The sequence below is a fragment of the Cryobacterium sp. W22_MBD10_FK3 genome (genome assembly GCF_052113745.1).
In the GTDB taxonomy this organism is placed as follows: domain Bacteria; phylum Actinomycetota; class Actinomycetes; order Actinomycetales; family Microbacteriaceae; genus Cryobacterium.
In genome coordinates, this window is sequence record NZ_JBGQOH010000002.1 from 169205 (window position 1) to 184118 (window position 14914).

Here is a 14914-nt window from a genome sequence, read left to right on the forward strand (position 1 = left end):
GGTGCCAGACCGGTCTCAGTGGGTTGTCCCACCGGTGCCGCGAACGGATGCTTGATTTCTGTGTACGTTCACAGTAGCGTCTGTCTGAGTCGGGGATGAGCTGGTCAACTGCTTTTTCTTCGCGCCTGGGAACGTGCACAGATACACGCTCCCGCCCACAACACTGAAGTTGGCACAACAATGAAGTTGGAGCGCATGGATCTCAATCACACCCATCCCCGGACGGCGCGGCACAACGCGCGCCGCCCGCTCATCGCCTCCGTTGCCGCTGTGGCGATAACGGCCGCACCGCTGCTGGCACTGGCACCAGCGGCCCCGTCGGCCGCCGCGACCGGCACCTCGGTGAACCTGGACCTGACCGGTCAGTGGCAGTTCTCCTTGGGCGACGATCTCGCCTGGGCCGACCCGGCCTTCGACGATTCCGCCTGGTCCGCCGTGTCGGTGCCCGAGCTGGGCGGCGGCCGCGAGTTCGACGACTACGACGGCTTCGCCTGGTACCGGCTCACCTTCGACCTGCCCACCGAGGCGGCAGGCACAAACCTGGTGGCCTCCATGGGGTTCATGGATGATGTCGACGAGGTCTACCTGAACGGCACCCGGATCAACGGGTCTGGTTCCTTGCCGCCGGATGCCGAGAGCCAATGGTTCGAACAAAGGCTCTACCCGGTTCCGGCCGCTCTGCCGGTGTTCGGAGGGAGCAACACGCTGGCTGTCCGCCTGTACGACATGACCGGCGGCGGCGGTTGGTATCAGGGCCCCGTCGGCCTGTACTCGAAGGACGCCCTGCGCGAGGAGGTTCTCGGCATCCCGGGGCCGCTCGCCGACCCTGCGGCCACGGGCTGGGTGAATGACCTGCTGGCGGCACAGGCCGGCGCCCTCGCGTCCGGCGACGTCGACGCATATCTGGCGACGCTCTCCGACGACTACGTGCACGACGGTCGTGACCGTGCCCGCAGGGAGAGCGAGTTGCGGCAGTGGTTGGCCGAGTCGGGGACCCTGACGCTGACCGATGCCAGCGTGGAGATCGTGGAGAGTTCGGACGGTCGCCTCGTCGTCGACACCAACCGCACCATCAGCGGGATGCGGAACGGCCAGCCGTTCAGCTTCCAGCCCACCGCCCAGGAGTTCCTGACCCTCGACCGGGACACCCGAACCGAGGAGGGAAACCACTCCCGGTTCTTCCGCGACTACGTGGAGTCAGCGGTGGAGGACGCGCGCCGAGAGTACATCGCGTACCTGCCGCCGTCCTACTTCACCCAGCCCGACCGTGAGTTCCCCGTCATCTACTTGCTGCACGGTTTCAACGGCGGCAGCCGGGAATGGGAGCCGCGGGACTTCGGGACCAAGCTCGACGAGCTGTACACCACCGGAGGACTCGCCGAATCGATCGTGATCATGCCCGATGCCGACTCGCTCTGGTACGTCGACAATGACGGCGGCGCACCCTGGCGAACGATGTTCATCACGGAGATGATCCCGCAGGTGGACGAGCAGTACCGCACGCTCGCCACCCGCGAGTACCGCGGCCTGTCCGGAGTCTCGATGGGCGGGTTCGGTGCATATTCCCTCGGGCTGGCCTACCCCGACCTGTTCTCCTCGATGGCCTCGCACATGGGAGCCCTGAACCTGGCCCCGGCGCAGGTGGGTGTAACCTCACCCGGCGGACCAGAGGGCCAGTCGGCATCCCCGCTCACGGTCGTGGCCGCACTGTCCACCGAGGCGTTGTCGCGGAACGACTACTTCTTCGACGCCTGCGAGTTCGATGACTATGCCTTCGACAACGCAGCGCGGTCACTGGACACCCTGCTCACCGGCAAGGGGGTTCCGCACACCTATGCGCTGTACCCGGAGGGGCGTCACAATGACGCCTGCTGGGTTCCGCGCATCGCCGACTCGTTCGGAATGCACTCCGAGCACGTGCGGGCGGCCGGACTCGTGGAGAACAACGGGCCTGAGCCGGTGACCGAGCCCGCACCGACCCCCAGCCCCACCGCCCCGGCGGTCACACCACCGACGGCGACCGCCACGCCGACGCCGACACCCGCTGCTGCGGCCGCGGCCACCAAGAACCACGGCCAGGCCCTGGCTGCCACGGGAGTCGACTCGTCGGGCGGCTTCGGTGCCGTGCTCGCCCTGGTGGCGGCCGGGATAGCACTGCTGGTCCTCGGGCGACGCCGAGCGCTGAAGCGCTAGGGCACCCCCGTCAGACGGGGCCGCTCCCCGGCGCGCCGGGGAGCGGCCTCCGTCGTGCCTGGATGCGCCCGCGGCCCGGCGCCTCTGGCTCGCCTCTGGCTGCCGGGCAATCCCGTTGTCAGATCACCACGATGCACGCACATGATCGGTAACATGGGGCGGTGAAGCCCTTTCTGCTGCTGGCGACCCGTTCCGAGGATGAGGCCGCCGACGACGAGTACGCGGGGTTCCTGGCGGCCGGCGGACTGCTGCCGGAGCAGCTGCACCGGGTGCGTCTTGAGGCCGCACCGATGCCGCCGATCGCCCTGGCCGACTACTCCGGCGTGATCGTGGGCGGTAGTCCGTTCAACGCGAGCGACCCCGATGAAACCAAGTCCGCGGTGCAGCATCGGGTGGAACGGGAACTGGCCGGCCTGCTCGATCAGGTGCTGACAGCTGACTTCCCCTTCCTCGGCGCCTGCTACGGCATCGGACTGCTCACCAGTTACCTCGACGGGGTCGTCGACGACACCTGGTCAGAGGTGGCCGGACCCATCGTGGTGAGCCTCACCCCTGAGGGCGCCGCCGACCAGCTGTTCGGCCGGGTGGCAGCGAGGTTCGAGGCCTTCGTGGGGCACAAGGAGGCCTGCACTGTGCTGCCGACCGGCGCCGTGCTGCTGGCCACAGGGGAGTCCTGCCCGGTGCAGGGATTCAGGATCGGCCGGAATGTCTATGCCACCCAGTTCCACCCTGAGCTCACGCAGGCGGGCATCCTCACCAGGCTGCGGGTCTACCACGACAACGGCTACTTCGAGCCGGATGCCTACGACGACGTGATCGCCGCCATCGAAGCCTCAATGGTGACCGAGCCGGCCACCATCATGAAGGCCTTCGTGGAACGGTTCGGCACCCCCGGTTAGAGCAGCTTGCGGGCAGTGGCCCAAGCCGTGAGCTCGTGCCGGCTGGAGAGCTGCAGCTTGCGCAGCACCGCGGACACGTGGGTCTCCACGGTCTTGGGGGAGATGAAGAGAGCGCTGGCCACCTCCTTGTAGGCATAGCCGCGGGCGATCAGCCGCATCACCTCCTGCTCCCTGGCCGAGAGCCTGTCGAGCTCGTCGTTGGTGGCGGCGGTCTCGCCGGCGACGGCGCCGAAGGCATCGAGCACGAAGCCGGCCAGGCGCGGCGAGAAGACCGCGTCGCCGCCGGCCACCCGGCGGGCGGCGTCCGAGACCTCGGCCCCAGACGAACTCTTGGTGATGTAGCCGCGGGCGCCCGCCCTGATGACGGTGACGACGTCGTCTGCCGCATCCGACACGCTCAGCGCCAGGAAGAGGGTGGCCGGTGCCAGGGGCGCGGCGGCGCGGATCACCTCGGCGCCGCCGCCGCCGGTGCCGCCGGGCAGGTGCACGTCGAGCAAAACGACGCGCGGCTGGGTGGCCACGACGACGTCGACGGCCTCGTCGACCGTCGCTGCCTCGCCGAGAACCCTGAGGGCAGGATCGAGCTCAGAGCGAAGGCCCGACCTGAAGATCGAATGGTCGTCGACGATCACCACGGTGAGGTCGCAGGGTGCGCTGTCGTCGGTGCTGGCGGTCGGGTCGGTCATGGAGTGTCTTCCTGACTGTGGAGGGGGAGGGCGAGCCGGATCTCGGTGCCGCTGCCGCCAGGGCCGGCCTGCACGGTGGCGGTGCCGCCGGCGCGTTGCATCCGGGCCAGGATCGACTCGCGCACACCCATCCGATCCGCGGGGATCGCACCGACCGAGAAACCGGGTCCGCGGTCGGTGATGCTGACCTCGATGGCGGTGGGGGAGGATTCGACGTACACCGAGACGCTGCCACCGGCGTGCCTGGCGGCGTTGAGGATGGCTTCCCGCGCGGCCGCGAGCAGGGCCTCCGGCACCTCCCGGTCGGTGGTGCCCACCGAGACGACGTCGACGTGCACGGCGAATTCGCGTTCCACCACGGTGGCGATTCCGCGCAGTTCGGCGGCCAGATCGACCGGACCGGTGGGTGCGCCGGTGAACAGCCACTCCCGCAGGTCTCGTTCCTGGGCGCGGGCGAGCCTGGCGGCATCCGAGTGCGGGCCGGCTTTCTGTTGGATGAGGGCCAGGGTCTGCAGCACCGAATCGTGCAGGTGGGCGGCCATCTCGGCCCGCTCGGCCTCCCGCTCCCGGGCGGCCCGCTCGTCGGAGAGGTCGCGCGTGAGCCGCACCGCCCACGGGGCCACGACCACGGCGACCCCAACGAGCACCGACAGGGCGGCGACCACCACTGTCCAGACATTGGGGCGCTCGCTCGTGACGAAGAACAGCAGGATGCCGAGCGCGACCAGAACCAGCGCCCCGAGGGCGCGCACGAGCATGCCAGAGCTGCGGGGCCCGGCTCCGCTCCGCAGCTCCGCGAACTGCCGCCAGGCCAGCCCGGTGCCCGCCAGCGCCACGATCGCGGGGATGATGGCATCCAGCGGCAGTTCGGCGCCGAGCCGGTTGGCGATCAGCGCGCCCGCCGTGCCGACCAGCGCCAGGCCGAGCAGGATCTCGGTGATGGGGGCCCGCCGGTGCTCGGCGGCTGCCGCCTCGGACGCGTCCGCCGCCCGGTTCTGCGTCGTGGGGATGGCGCCGGTGGGAGGAGGCCCGGAGGTCGTGAGCGCGGCCTTGGGCAAGCGGTCGGATCTCTCGTCGCCACGGCCGGCAGCCGCGGATTCGTCGGGTGTCGTGGCCCACAACCAGCCGTAGAGCAGCACCCCGGCGCCACCGCAGAGGGCGAGGACGAAGGTGACCGTGCGCACGAACGTGACCGGCAGGCCGGAGTGCCTGGCGAAACCCGCGCAGACACCGGCCACGATGCGCAGCCGTGGCCGCACGAGGGGCCCGGTGAAACGGGATTCGGTGGGGCGCAGGTCGGTCACAGCACCATCCAAGCACCCATGGGGTTGCCCGGTGCACCCTGGCCGGCACGGTCAGGGTGTAATCAGGGTCTTCCCCCATGGCCGCGGCAGCCCGGTCGGCAGCAGTATGGAGCCATGACAGATGCACCGTCCACCCACACTCCAGGTACCCCGTATGGCGCCCCGGACGCCGGCAGGCAGCCCAGACCCCCGGGTGGCACCGCGTTCTTCGACTGGGTGCGCGGCCTCGGCTTCGTGCGCGGCCGGGACCGGTGGCTGGCCGGGGTGTGCGGAGCCGTCGCCACCCGCACCGGGCTCGACCCGCTGGTCGTGCGGGGCATCGCCGTGGTGATCGCCATCCTCGGCGGCCCCATCTTCTTCCTCTACGCCGTCGGCTGGGCCCTGATGCCCGACGAAACCGGGCGCAGTCTGGTCGAGCAGGCCGCCCGCCAGATCTTCGAACCGGCCATGATCGCCGTCGGGGTGCTCCTGTTCCTCACCTTCGTGCCCTGGATGCAGGGCATCTGGTGGCAGGGACCACCCGAGGTCTGGTCGATGCCCGGCTGGCTCGAGGTGCTGCTGCGCACGAGCTGGGCGATCGGGCTCACCGTGGGCATCGTGCTCCTGGTGATCTACATCGCCAAGCGGGTGCCGTCACCGCGCAATCAGCGAGCGGAGGGATACCAGAGCGCTGCCTATGCCGCTCCCACCGCTCCCACCGCTCCTGGCTCGGGCTCCGCGGGCGCCGCATCCGGCTCGTCCTCTGCAGCCGGCGCGCCCCAGCCGACCGTAACGGACCCGGGCTCGGCAGCGCCGAGCGCCCCGACCTCGACCTTCGTGCCACCCATTCCGTCCGTGCCAGACCCCCCGGCAGCGAATTCCGCGCCGACGGGGCCGTCGCTCTGGGATGACCTGACCGGCAGCGGCCGCACCGCCGCGGCCGGGGCTGCGCCATCCGGGGGAGCCCCGTCAGGGTCGGCCGCCTACGGCACTGCGCCGTACGGTTCCGCGCCATACGGTTCCGCGCCGTACGGTTCCACCCCGTCTGGTCCTGCGCCGTACGGTTCTGACCCGTACGGCGCCGGCACTCGTCCGACCGCGCAGGCCTCCTCCTTCGACCCGCAGCGTTACCGGGCCATGCATCGCCGCAAGCAGTTGGGCGCCGGCTTCATCTCCGTCGTCGCCGGACTCGCCCTGAGCGCGGGCGCCGTCGCTGCCTCCTTCGTGGCCGATGGCGCCTGGTCGACCAGTGCCTTCCTGGTGGGAGCCTCCGCCGCGCTCGCCGTGATCGCCCTGGGCATCATCGTGGCCGGCATCCGCGGCAAGGAGGGCGGCTGGCTGAACTTCTTCAGCATTGCGCTGGCCATTTCGGTGGCCGGCACCGCCTTCATCCCCGCGGGAACCGAGATAGCCACCTTCGGGGACCCCACCTGGCAGTACAGCACCAGCAGCCCCTCGGGCTTCGCGATGATCGCCGGCGACCCCGTGATCGACCTGACGGATGTCGAGAACGCGTCGGCCGGGGCCGATCAGACCGTGGACGTGTGGATAGCGTTCGGTGATGTGGAGCTGCGGCTGCCCGACAACCGCACCGTGGCCGTGGAGGCCAGCAGCCTGGCCGGCGGAGTCGACTACTCAGGGGTGGACGAGCTGGACCGCGGCGGAGTGCTGTTCTACGACTCCCGAACCGTGGCAGACGGAAGCGGCACCGGTGTCACGACGGTGCGGGTCTGGACACTCTTCGGCCAGGTCACCATCAACCAACCGGTACTGCGCTAACGGCGCGCTAGGAGATCATCATGACCGACCCGACCAGCCCGACCGCCGGCCCGAACACTGAACCCACGACGCCGCTGCCTGCGGCTCCGGAGAACACGGCTCCGCAGAACACGGCTCCGCAGTACACGGCTCCGCAAGACACGACGCCGCCGCACACGACGCGGGTCGCGTCAGAACCGGCGGCGCCGGCGCCCGAGCCGCTTCCCCCGCGCCGGCCGCTCTTCGCGACCATTCTCTGGGGCGCCCTGATGCTCGCTCTCGCGGCCTTCCTGGCCGCCCGCGAGCTGGTTCCGAATGGTTTTGACCTGGTCACCTGGATGCTCACGGCCGTCGTGGGCATCGGGCTGCTGCTCGTCGTTGCCGGCATCGCCGCGGCATCCCGCCGCGCCGGCTAGATCGCCTCGTGAGGGTGCGGCGGCAGGCTGCCGCACCCTCACTGAACCTGCGTTGCCGGTGCTACGTGGCGATGAACGCGAGGATGTCGGCGTCGAGGGTGTCCTGGTAGTCGCCGTAAATGCCGTGCGGGGCGCCCGGGTAGACCTTCAGGGTGCCGTCCTTGACCAGCTCCGCTGTTTTGAGCGCGGCAGCGGCGATCGGAACGATCTGGTCGTCGTCACCGTGGGCGATGAAAATGGGCACATCGAGGGCCTTGAGGTCCTCGGTGAAATCGGTCTCCGAAAATGCCTTGATGCAGTCGTAGGCAGCGGCGAGGTTCACCAGCATGCCCTGGCGCCAGAAGTCGTCCTTCGCGCCCTGCGACACCGAGGAGCCGTCCCGGTTCGCGCCGAAGAAGGCCTCGGAGAGGTCCTTCCAGAACTGCGAGCGGTCCTTGAGAACCGCGGCACGGATACCGTCGAACGCCTCGATCGGGGTGCCCTCCTGGTTGCTCGCGGTCTTCAGCATCAGCGGCGGCACGGCTCCGGCGGTGATGACCTTCACGACCCGGCCGGCGCCGTGCTGGGCGGCGTAACGCACCACCTCGCCGCCACCGGTGGAGTGGCCGATCACCACGAGGTCGGTGAGGTCGAGGGCTTCGACCAGCTCTGCCAGGTCCTGGGCGTAGGTGTCCATGTCGTTGCCCGTGTAGGTCTTCGACGAACGCCCGTGGCCGCGGCGGTCGTGCGCGATGGCGCGGTAGCCCGCATCGGCGAGCAGCTTGAGCTCGACCTGCCAGGCGTCCGACGACAGCGGCCAGCCGTGGCTGAGCAGCACGGGCTGGCCGGTGCCCTGCTCGGTGTAGTAGATCTCGGTTCCGTCGGTGGTTGTGATGTAAGGCATCGTGGGTTCCGTTTCTAGTCGATGATCGGGGTGGTGCTCTTCGCCGCGACCTCGATGAGGTCGGCGACATCACTGGGGTGGGTCTGCGCGACAAGGTGCGGCGCATCCATGTCCGCGGGCTGGGTGGTGCCGGCGTTCGCAGTTGAACCGCTCCACAGCCGGGTTGATGGCGTGGTCGCCGCTTGCGATGATGCCCCAGGATGGCTTCGACTTCCAGGCCGCCGCCGAGGCGGGTTCGCCCAAGGCCACGGCCGAGAGCGGTCGCTGGAACACGGCGAGCACCTCGGCCAGGCGGGGATCCCGCCGCGGGGCCGGGAGAGCGGTCCGGTGAGGATCACCGCGGGATTATCGCCGGCACATCAGCACCAGGCTGCTCGCGCTGGCCGGTCCCGGGAAGCGGCCGCCTCGGCCTCCGCTTAGATGACGGGGGCGTGCACCACGCGGAATACCTTGCTGATCACGGGTTCGGCATCCGTCAGCTGCCAGTCGGGCTCGCCGAGGTGCTTACGGATGGCCGGCACCAGCGTCTCCCAGTAGGCGCGGTGCATGGCGTGCCAGGTTTCCAGCGTGGGGGATTCGTGCTCGGCCAGTTCCAGGGTGGTCTCCGCGACGGTGTGCTCACTGACCTCGAGCACCTCGACGACGGCCACGCGGGTGTTCGCGGAATCGACCACGGCGTACTCGGTGCCCACGACGGGCAGCGGTTCGCCCGCCAGCTCGTAGGCGACGCGGAGGTGCGACGAACCGGTCTTGTCGCCGCTCATCACCAACGCCACCTGCAACTCGCGGAACTCGCTCGGATCGCCGAAAACGAGCGGGGGAAGGGTGTCGATATCGGCAAGCATGGTGGCTTTCTCTCGCGTAGCCCGCAGGGTGCTCGCCGCGGGTCGTGAGAACAGTATAGATAGCGGGTGGAGCGCTCCCGACCACCGCGCCTCCCGAGTTCTCGGAGCCCGGGGTGCACTCCGTGCTTGCCCGGACCGCGGCGCACGCTTACGCTGAAAAACCCACAGTCTGCCGGAGGACGTCATGGCGACCAGAACTCGAACCCAGACCCCGAAATCCGCGGCCACCCCGCCAGGCGCGGCACGGCCCCGCACCATCCGGTTGCGCCGCAGCAACACCTCCGGTCCCGGGTATGCCCGCCGGCGCTCCGGCCGAGGCTTCAGCTACCTGGACCCGGCCGGGCTCGTCATCGCCGACCCCGAGCTGCGTGCCCGGTTCGGCGCCCTGGCCATCCCGCCGGCGTGGCGGGATGTCTGGATCGCCCCCTATCCCAACGGGCACATCCAGGCGACCGGGGTGGATGCAGCGGGCCGGCGCCAATACCTGTATCACCCGGACTGGCGCCTCAAACAGGACAGGGTGAAGTTCGCCCGAGCCCTGGAGCTGGCCGAATCGCTGCCAGGGGCCCGCGGCTACGTGACCCGGTGCCTGCGCCAACCCGGAGCCACCAGGGAACGCGCCCTCGCGGCCGCTTTCCGGATCCTCGATTCCGGTGCCCTGCGCATCGGCAGTGACCGGTACGCCGAGGAGAACGGCAGCCACGGCCTCACCACGCTGCAGCGCTCGCACGTGAGCGTCGACGGCGACACCGTGCACTTCGCCTTCCCCGCCAAGAGCGGGCAATCCTGGCAGAGCAGCCTGATCGACCCCGACGTGGCCGCGTTCGTGCGGGACGCACCGGATGACGCCCCGGACGCGCCGTTCCTGGCCTGGGACGACGATGGCGAGCCGCGCACGGTGTCGGCCGCCGATGTGAACGAGTTCATCAAGGAGCACACCGGCGGGGACTTCACCGCCAAGGACTTCCGCACCTTGCGCGGCACCATCGCGGCGGCGATCAGCCTGGCGAAGAACGGGCCTGAAGCGACCAAGCGGGCCAGGGCGCGGGCGCTCACGGCGGCCATGCAGGCCGCGGCGGAGGTGCTCGGCAACACACCCACCATCGCCCGCACGAGCTACGTCGACCCGCGGGTGGTGGACGCGTTCACCGCCGGTGAGACGATCGATCCGGCCCGCGTGGCATCCGCGGAATCGGAATTGCGCCGGATGTTGCTCCCGTGAGCCCTGTGGGCGTCGTCCGAGACCGTTCGGTGGCATGATTCGAGCAACGCGTGGCGCCAGCGGAGGCGACAACGCGACGACGACGGGAGAGTGACATGGCTAAGCGAAAGTGGAGCGAGATGGCCGGGCCCCAGAAGTTCGGCACGGTGGCCGCGGGAGTCGTGCAGCTCGTGCTGGCCGGACTCGCCTGGAGCGACCTCGCGCATCGGCCCGCCAAGAAGGTCAACGGTCCCAAGGGTGTCTGGGCGGCCGTGATCTCCATCAACTTCGCCGGGCCGATCGCCTACTTCCTCGCCGGCCGCAAGGACTGACCCGCGGACCCCGCCACGTCGTGTGCAGACTTCCCGCCTTCGTTGTCGCGATGAAGGCGGGAAGTCTGCGAACGAGAACCCGCGGCCAGGTCAGGTGTACCAGGAGGGCTCCGGCACCTCGTTGAGGAGCACGTACTGGCCCACCTCGCGCTTCTTGTAGGCGGCCGGGTCGTGCAGGCTGTGCGTGCGGAGGTTGCGCCAGAAGATGTCCAGTCCCACCGAGTTGGCGGATGCGCGGGCGCCGGTGAGCTCGTAGATCTTGCTTGTGGTCTCCAGGCCGTCCTCGATGGCGCGCAACTTGGCGGCGGCGATCAGCACCGCGATCTCGCCCCGGCGCCGTTCGGTGAGCTGCTCGCGTGGCGCGTGCAGTACCTGGCTGATCTCGGCGCCGGCGCGGTCGGTGAGCGCCTCGTCGGCCCAGAGCTTGGACTGCAGCTGGCCGTAGCCCTCGAGCAGGTACCACTCATCGGTGGCGCGTTCCTTGTTGTCGCCGCCGTACGGCCAGGCGCGGGTGGAGGTGCGGGTGTACGCCGACGCCGTCTCGAGGGCGCCCTGCGTGATGCCCAGGTAGAAGTTCGTGAAGACCAGCTGGATCGCCGGCACATTGAGGGTGTTGTAGATCAGGGGCTGGAAGACCTTCTCGACGAACCCGGCGGCGGCCGCCCACGGCACCCGCACGTCGCGGATCTCGACGGAGCCTGACTCGGTGAGCCGCTGGCCGAGGTTGTCCCAGTCGCCGCCGAAGACGATGCCTGGCTGGTCGGTGGGCACGATGGCGAAGATGTGTGTCTCGGTTCCCGAAAGCACCCCCTCGAGCACGGTGAGGTCGGCCACCGCTCCGCCGGTGGAGAACGACTTGCGGCCGCTGAAGACCAGCTCGTCGCCGTCTTCGGTCACGGTGAGGTCGGAATCGCGCGGGTTGACCGCCCCGCCGAAGAGGAAGTTGTTAGCGGTGTAGAGCTCCTCCACGGCCTCGATCTGCTCGTCGGTGGCGACCAGGCGGGCCGCCCACGCCCAGAGATAGTGGTAACCGAGCAACTGGCCGATCGAGCCGTCGCCGCGGGCGACGATGCGGATCACCTGGTAGGCGGTCTCCCAGCTCTGCCCGCCGCCGCCGTGGGCGAGGGGTCCGAGCAGGGTGACCAGGCCGGAGGCCTTGAGCAGGCGCACCTCGGCGTGTGGAGCCAGGTTTGCCCTGTCCCGGTCGACGGCGTCGACGATGAGGATGTCCGACACCTCCCTGGCCCGCTCGAGCCAGCCCGCCGGGGTGCCGGGTACGGGCGCTGTCGCCCAACGGTCGTCGAGTGCGGTGTCGAGCAGTGCGGTGTCGGTCGGTGCGGTGTCGGTCATGAGTGGTCCAATCGTGGTCGGCAGCGGATGCGTCGAGGGGTGCGGTGGCACGGCGAAGCAGCGGCACTGCTGCTGCCGCTTCGATCGTCCCGGAGCGATTGCTCGAGGTGTTGCAACCATAGGCACGGTGCCGGCCACCCGGCGGAATGCGACCCGAGGTTACGTCACCCGGCCGCTGGACGGTCAGTCCAGCACGTCACCGAGGTCGTACTCGATCGGCCGCTCCAGCTGCTCGAAGGTGCACGAGCGCGCGTCCCGGTCCGGCCGCCACCTCTCGAATTGCACGGTGTGCCGAAACCTGTCGCCCTCCATGTGGTCGTATCGCACTTCGAGCACCCGGCTGGGCCTGAGCCGCACGAATGAGGTGTCCTTGTTCGCCGAGAAGCGGTTGCGTTCGCCCTCGCCGGTGACCACTGCGCCGTTGTCGTCGTGCAGCACGAGCGGCTCCAACTCGTCGATGAGCCGCAGCCGCCAGGCGTCGCTGAACGCGGATGCCCCGCCGACGCTGCGCAACTCGCCGTCGGCGTCGTAGAGGCCGAGCAACAGCGATCCCACCCCGCTGCCGCTCACGTGCATGCGGTAGCCGAGCAGCACGACATCCGCGCTGCGGTGGTGTTTGACCTTGAACATCGACCGCTTGCCCGGCGTGTACACGGCCGTGAGCGGCTTGGCGACGATGCCGTCCAGGCCCGCACCCTCGAATTCGACCAACCACCGGCGGGCCAGGGCCACATCCGTGGTGGTGCGGGTGAGGTGGATCGGATCGCCCAGCGTGCCGACCAGGTCTTCCAGGGCCGCGCGGCGGTCGACGAACGGGGTGTCGAGCAGGCTGTGCGTTCCCCTGGAGAGCAGGTCGAAGGCGATGAAGGTGGCCGGGGTCTCGTCGGCGAGCCGGCGCACCCGGCTGGCCGCCGGGTGGATGCGCTGTGACAGTTGCTCCCACGACAGGTGTTCGCTGCCGGGCTCGCCGGTGCGCAACACGATCTCCCCGTCGAGCACGCAGGGCTCCGGCAGCAGGTCTTCGAACGCGAAGGTGAGCTCGGGGAAGTACCGGGTGAGCATCTTGGAGCCGCGGCTGGCGATGGTGCTGGTGGTGCCGTCGAACGAGACGATGCTGCGGAAGCCGTCCCATTTGGGCTCGTAGCAGAGGCCCCCTGGCACGCTGTTCGGCTCCGGAACCGTGTCGACGGCCTTGGCGAGCATGGGGGAGAGCGTAGGTGCGACAGCCATGCCCGCAGTCTGGCCCGCTTCGCTCCCGCCGGACACCCTCCGTGCACATATTCCCAGCCGGATGCCCGTCCATGCCGCTGGCGGCATCCGCGGGTGAGGATGATGGAACCATGACTGAGCGCCCCAGCACGACCAACTTCCGCCGCGCCCGCGACCAGCTCCTCGAGCTGCGCAGTGATCACCGGGGTGCGTCCGCCGCCTTCGTCTGGCCGGATGTGGGCGACAGCTTCAACTGGGCGACCGACTGGTTCGACGTGATCGCCACGGGCAATCAGAAGACCGCGCTGTGGATCGTCGAGGAAGACGGCCGTGAGCTCAAGGTCAGCTTCGACGCGATGGCCACCCGCTCCGACCAGGTCGCCACCTGGCTCCTGCAGCACGGTGTGGCCAAGGGCGACCACGTCATGCTCATGCTCGGCAACCAGGTGGAGCTCTGGGAGACCATGCTCGCCATCATGAAGGTGGGCGCGGTCATCCTGCCCACCTCGACGGTGCTCGGCACCCACGACCTGGCCGACCGGGTGCTTCGCGCCGGCGTGCAGCACGTGATCGCCAACGCCGCAGACACCGCCAAATTCGACGACGTGCCCGGGGACTTCTCGCGCATCTGCGTCGGCCAGCCGACCGCGGGTTGGACCGGCTACGCAGAGTCCCACCAGGCCGAGACCGGCAAGGTTGAGGTGCCCGTGTCCTCCACCGACCCGTCGCTGATCTACTTCACCTCCGGCACCACCAGCAAGCCCAAGATGGTGGTGCACAGCCAGACGTCGTACCCGGTCGGGCACCTGTCCACCATGTACTGGTTGGGCCTCTGCCCCGACGACGTGCACCTGGCCATCAGCTCGCCCGGCTGGGGCAAGCACGCCTGGAGCTGCTTCTTCTCGCCGTGGATCGCCGAGGCCACCGTGTTCATCTACAACTACTCGAAGTTCAATCCCGCGGCGCTGACGCACCAGCTGCACCGCGCGGCCGTCACCACCTTCTGCGCGCCGCCGACGGTGTGGCGCATGCTGATCCAGTCGGATGTCGGCGCCAAGCCGGCGAGCCTCCGCGAAATCCTCTCGGCGGGTGAGCCGCTCAACCCCGAGGTGATCAGCCAGATCCAGCGCGCCTGGGGCCTGACCATCCGGGACGGCTACGGGCAGACCGAGACCACAGCGATCGTGGGCAACGTGCCCGGCTCGAAGCTGTTGGCCGGCTCGATGGGACTGCCGCTGCCCGGCGTGGCCGTGGTGCTCGTAGACCCGATCACCGGGGCGCTCACCGAGGAGGGCGAAATCTGCCTGGACCTCACCGCCGTGGCCGTCAACCTGATGAGCGGCTACCACGGCGACACGGTGCGGAGCGCCGAGGTGCTGCGTGACGGCTACTTCCACACCGGAGACGTGGCCAACCGGGACGAGAACGGCTATCTGACCTTCATCGGCCGCACCGACGACATCTTCAAGTCCTCCGACTACAAGGTCTCCCCGTTCGAGGTGGAAAGCGTGCTGATCGAGCACCCCGCCGTGATGGAGGCCGCCGTCGTGCCGGCCCCCGACGACACCAGGCTGAACATCGCCAAGGCCTACGTGGCCCTGGCCGACGGCTGGGCGCCGGATGCCGAGACGGCCCTGGCCGTGCTGCGGCATGCCCGCAACGGCCTGCCGCCGTACATGCGGGTGCGCCGGGTGGAATTCTTCGAGCTACCCAAGACCAACTCGGGCAAGATCCGCCGGGTGGAGCTGCGGGCGCGCGAGAACGAGGCCGCCGCCGCGAACGAACGGTTGGCCGACGAGTGGCGCGACGACCAGTTCCCGGAGCTGAAGAAGCGCTCCTGACCTGGTGCCGCGAGGCGG

The 14914-nt window shown here is 69.4% G+C and carries 13 protein-coding genes; 7 read left to right on the forward strand and 6 right to left on the reverse strand.

What is annotated here, in order from left to right; genetic code table 11:
* Positions 1–195 precede the first annotated feature (195 nt).
* Positions 196–2193 (forward strand): alpha/beta hydrolase-fold protein, encoded by a 1998-nt coding sequence (locus ACEN2M_RS03750; RefSeq protein WP_441646790.1) that lies wholly within the window; start codon positions 196–198, stop codon positions 2191–2193.
* A gap of 161 nt (positions 2194–2354) precedes the next feature.
* Positions 2355–3092: a glutamine amidotransferase gene (locus tag ACEN2M_RS03755; protein ID WP_441646791.1), complete on the forward strand. Its 738-nt coding sequence runs from the start codon at positions 2355–2357 to the stop codon at positions 3090–3092.
* On the opposite strand, the gene ACEN2M_RS03760 is transcribed toward ACEN2M_RS03755, so the two are convergent.
* The gene (locus ACEN2M_RS03760) at positions 3089–3778 is read right to left on the reverse strand and encodes a LuxR C-terminal-related transcriptional regulator (RefSeq protein ID WP_441646792.1); all 690 of its coding nucleotides are present in this window, start codon (positions 3776–3778) and stop codon (positions 3089–3091) included. The genes ACEN2M_RS03755 and ACEN2M_RS03760 overlap by 4 nt on opposite strands.
* Positions 3775–5082, reverse strand: a complete 1308-nt coding sequence (locus tag ACEN2M_RS03765; RefSeq protein WP_441646793.1) for an ATP-binding protein — start codon at positions 5080–5082, stop codon at positions 3775–3777. Before ACEN2M_RS03765 ends, ACEN2M_RS03760 begins: the two co-directional genes overlap by 4 nt.
* Positions 5083–5196: 114 nt before the next feature.
* Between ACEN2M_RS03765 and ACEN2M_RS03770 the strand changes: the two genes are divergently transcribed.
* Positions 5197–6840, forward strand: coding sequence for a PspC domain-containing protein (locus ACEN2M_RS03770; RefSeq protein ID WP_441646794.1), 1644 nt, complete (start codon positions 5197–5199; stop codon positions 6838–6840).
* Positions 6841–6860: 20 nt separating this feature from the next.
* Positions 6861–7235 (forward strand): hypothetical protein, encoded by a 375-nt coding sequence (locus ACEN2M_RS03775; RefSeq protein ID WP_441646795.1) that lies wholly within the window; start codon positions 6861–6863, stop codon positions 7233–7235.
* 61 nt (positions 7236–7296) lie between these two features.
* Here ACEN2M_RS03775 and ACEN2M_RS03780 read toward each other — a convergent pair whose 3' ends face one another.
* Positions 7297–8118: an alpha/beta fold hydrolase gene (locus ACEN2M_RS03780; protein WP_441646796.1), complete on the reverse strand. Its 822-nt coding sequence runs from the start codon at positions 8116–8118 to the stop codon at positions 7297–7299.
* Between the two features lie 416 nt (positions 8119–8534).
* Positions 8535–8963: an ASCH domain-containing protein gene (locus ACEN2M_RS03785; RefSeq protein ID WP_441646797.1), complete on the reverse strand. Its 429-nt coding sequence runs from the start codon at positions 8961–8963 to the stop codon at positions 8535–8537.
* Positions 8964–9219: 256 nt separating this feature from the next.
* Here ACEN2M_RS03785 and ACEN2M_RS03790 point away from each other — a divergent pair, with 256 nt between their 5' ends.
* Positions 9220–10185: a DNA topoisomerase IB gene (locus ACEN2M_RS03790; RefSeq protein ID WP_441646966.1), complete on the forward strand. Its 966-nt coding sequence runs from the start codon at positions 9220–9222 to the stop codon at positions 10183–10185.
* Positions 10186–10280: 95 nt separating this feature from the next.
* Complete coding sequence (locus tag ACEN2M_RS03795) at positions 10281–10496, forward strand: PLDc N-terminal domain-containing protein (RefSeq protein WP_441646798.1); 216 nt, start codon at positions 10281–10283, stop codon at positions 10494–10496.
* 90 nt (positions 10497–10586) lie between these two features.
* Here the strand turns inward: ACEN2M_RS03795 and ACEN2M_RS03800 are convergent, their stop codons facing one another.
* Positions 10587–11846, reverse strand: a complete 1260-nt coding sequence (locus tag ACEN2M_RS03800; protein WP_441646799.1) for an acyl-CoA dehydrogenase family protein — start codon at positions 11844–11846, stop codon at positions 10587–10589.
* A gap of 183 nt (positions 11847–12029) precedes the next feature.
* Positions 12030–13076: an ATP-dependent DNA ligase gene (locus tag ACEN2M_RS03805; protein ID WP_441646800.1), complete on the reverse strand. Its 1047-nt coding sequence runs from the start codon at positions 13074–13076 to the stop codon at positions 12030–12032.
* 110 nt (positions 13077–13186) lie between these two features.
* On the opposite strand from ACEN2M_RS03805, the gene ACEN2M_RS03810 reads away from it, so the two are divergent.
* Positions 13187–14896: an AMP-binding protein gene (locus ACEN2M_RS03810; protein ID WP_441646801.1), complete on the forward strand. Its 1710-nt coding sequence runs from the start codon at positions 13187–13189 to the stop codon at positions 14894–14896.
* The last annotated feature ends 18 nt before the right edge of the window (positions 14897–14914 follow it).

Coding starts and splice junctions, on each gene's coding strand:
- ACEN2M_RS03770 (WP_441646794.1), top strand. CDS start 5,197: ATGACAGATGCACCGTCCACCCACACTCCAGGTACCCCGTATGGCGCC.
- ACEN2M_RS03780 (WP_441646796.1), bottom strand. CDS start 8,118: ATGCCTTACATCACAACCACCGACGGAACCGAGATCTACTACACCGAG.
- ACEN2M_RS03775 (WP_441646795.1), top strand. CDS start 6,861: ATGACCGACCCGACCAGCCCGACCGCCGGCCCGAACACTGAACCCACG.
- ACEN2M_RS03805 (WP_441646800.1), bottom strand. CDS start 13,076: ATGGCTGTCGCACCTACGCTCTCCCCCATGCTCGCCAAGGCCGTCGAC.
- ACEN2M_RS03795 (WP_441646798.1), top strand. CDS start 10,281: ATGGCTAAGCGAAAGTGGAGCGAGATGGCCGGGCCCCAGAAGTTCGGC.
- ACEN2M_RS03760 (WP_441646792.1), bottom strand. CDS start 3,778: ATGACCGACCCGACCGCCAGCACCGACGACAGCGCACCCTGCGACCTC.
- ACEN2M_RS03810 (WP_441646801.1), top strand. CDS start 13,187: ATGACTGAGCGCCCCAGCACGACCAACTTCCGCCGCGCCCGCGACCAG.
- ACEN2M_RS03750 (WP_441646790.1), top strand. CDS start 196: ATGGATCTCAATCACACCCATCCCCGGACGGCGCGGCACAACGCGCGC.
- ACEN2M_RS03800 (WP_441646799.1), bottom strand. CDS start 11,846: ATGACCGACACCGCACCGACCGACACCGCACTGCTCGACACCGCACTC.
- ACEN2M_RS03785 (WP_441646797.1), bottom strand. CDS start 8,963: ATGCTTGCCGATATCGACACCCTTCCCCCGCTCGTTTTCGGCGATCCG.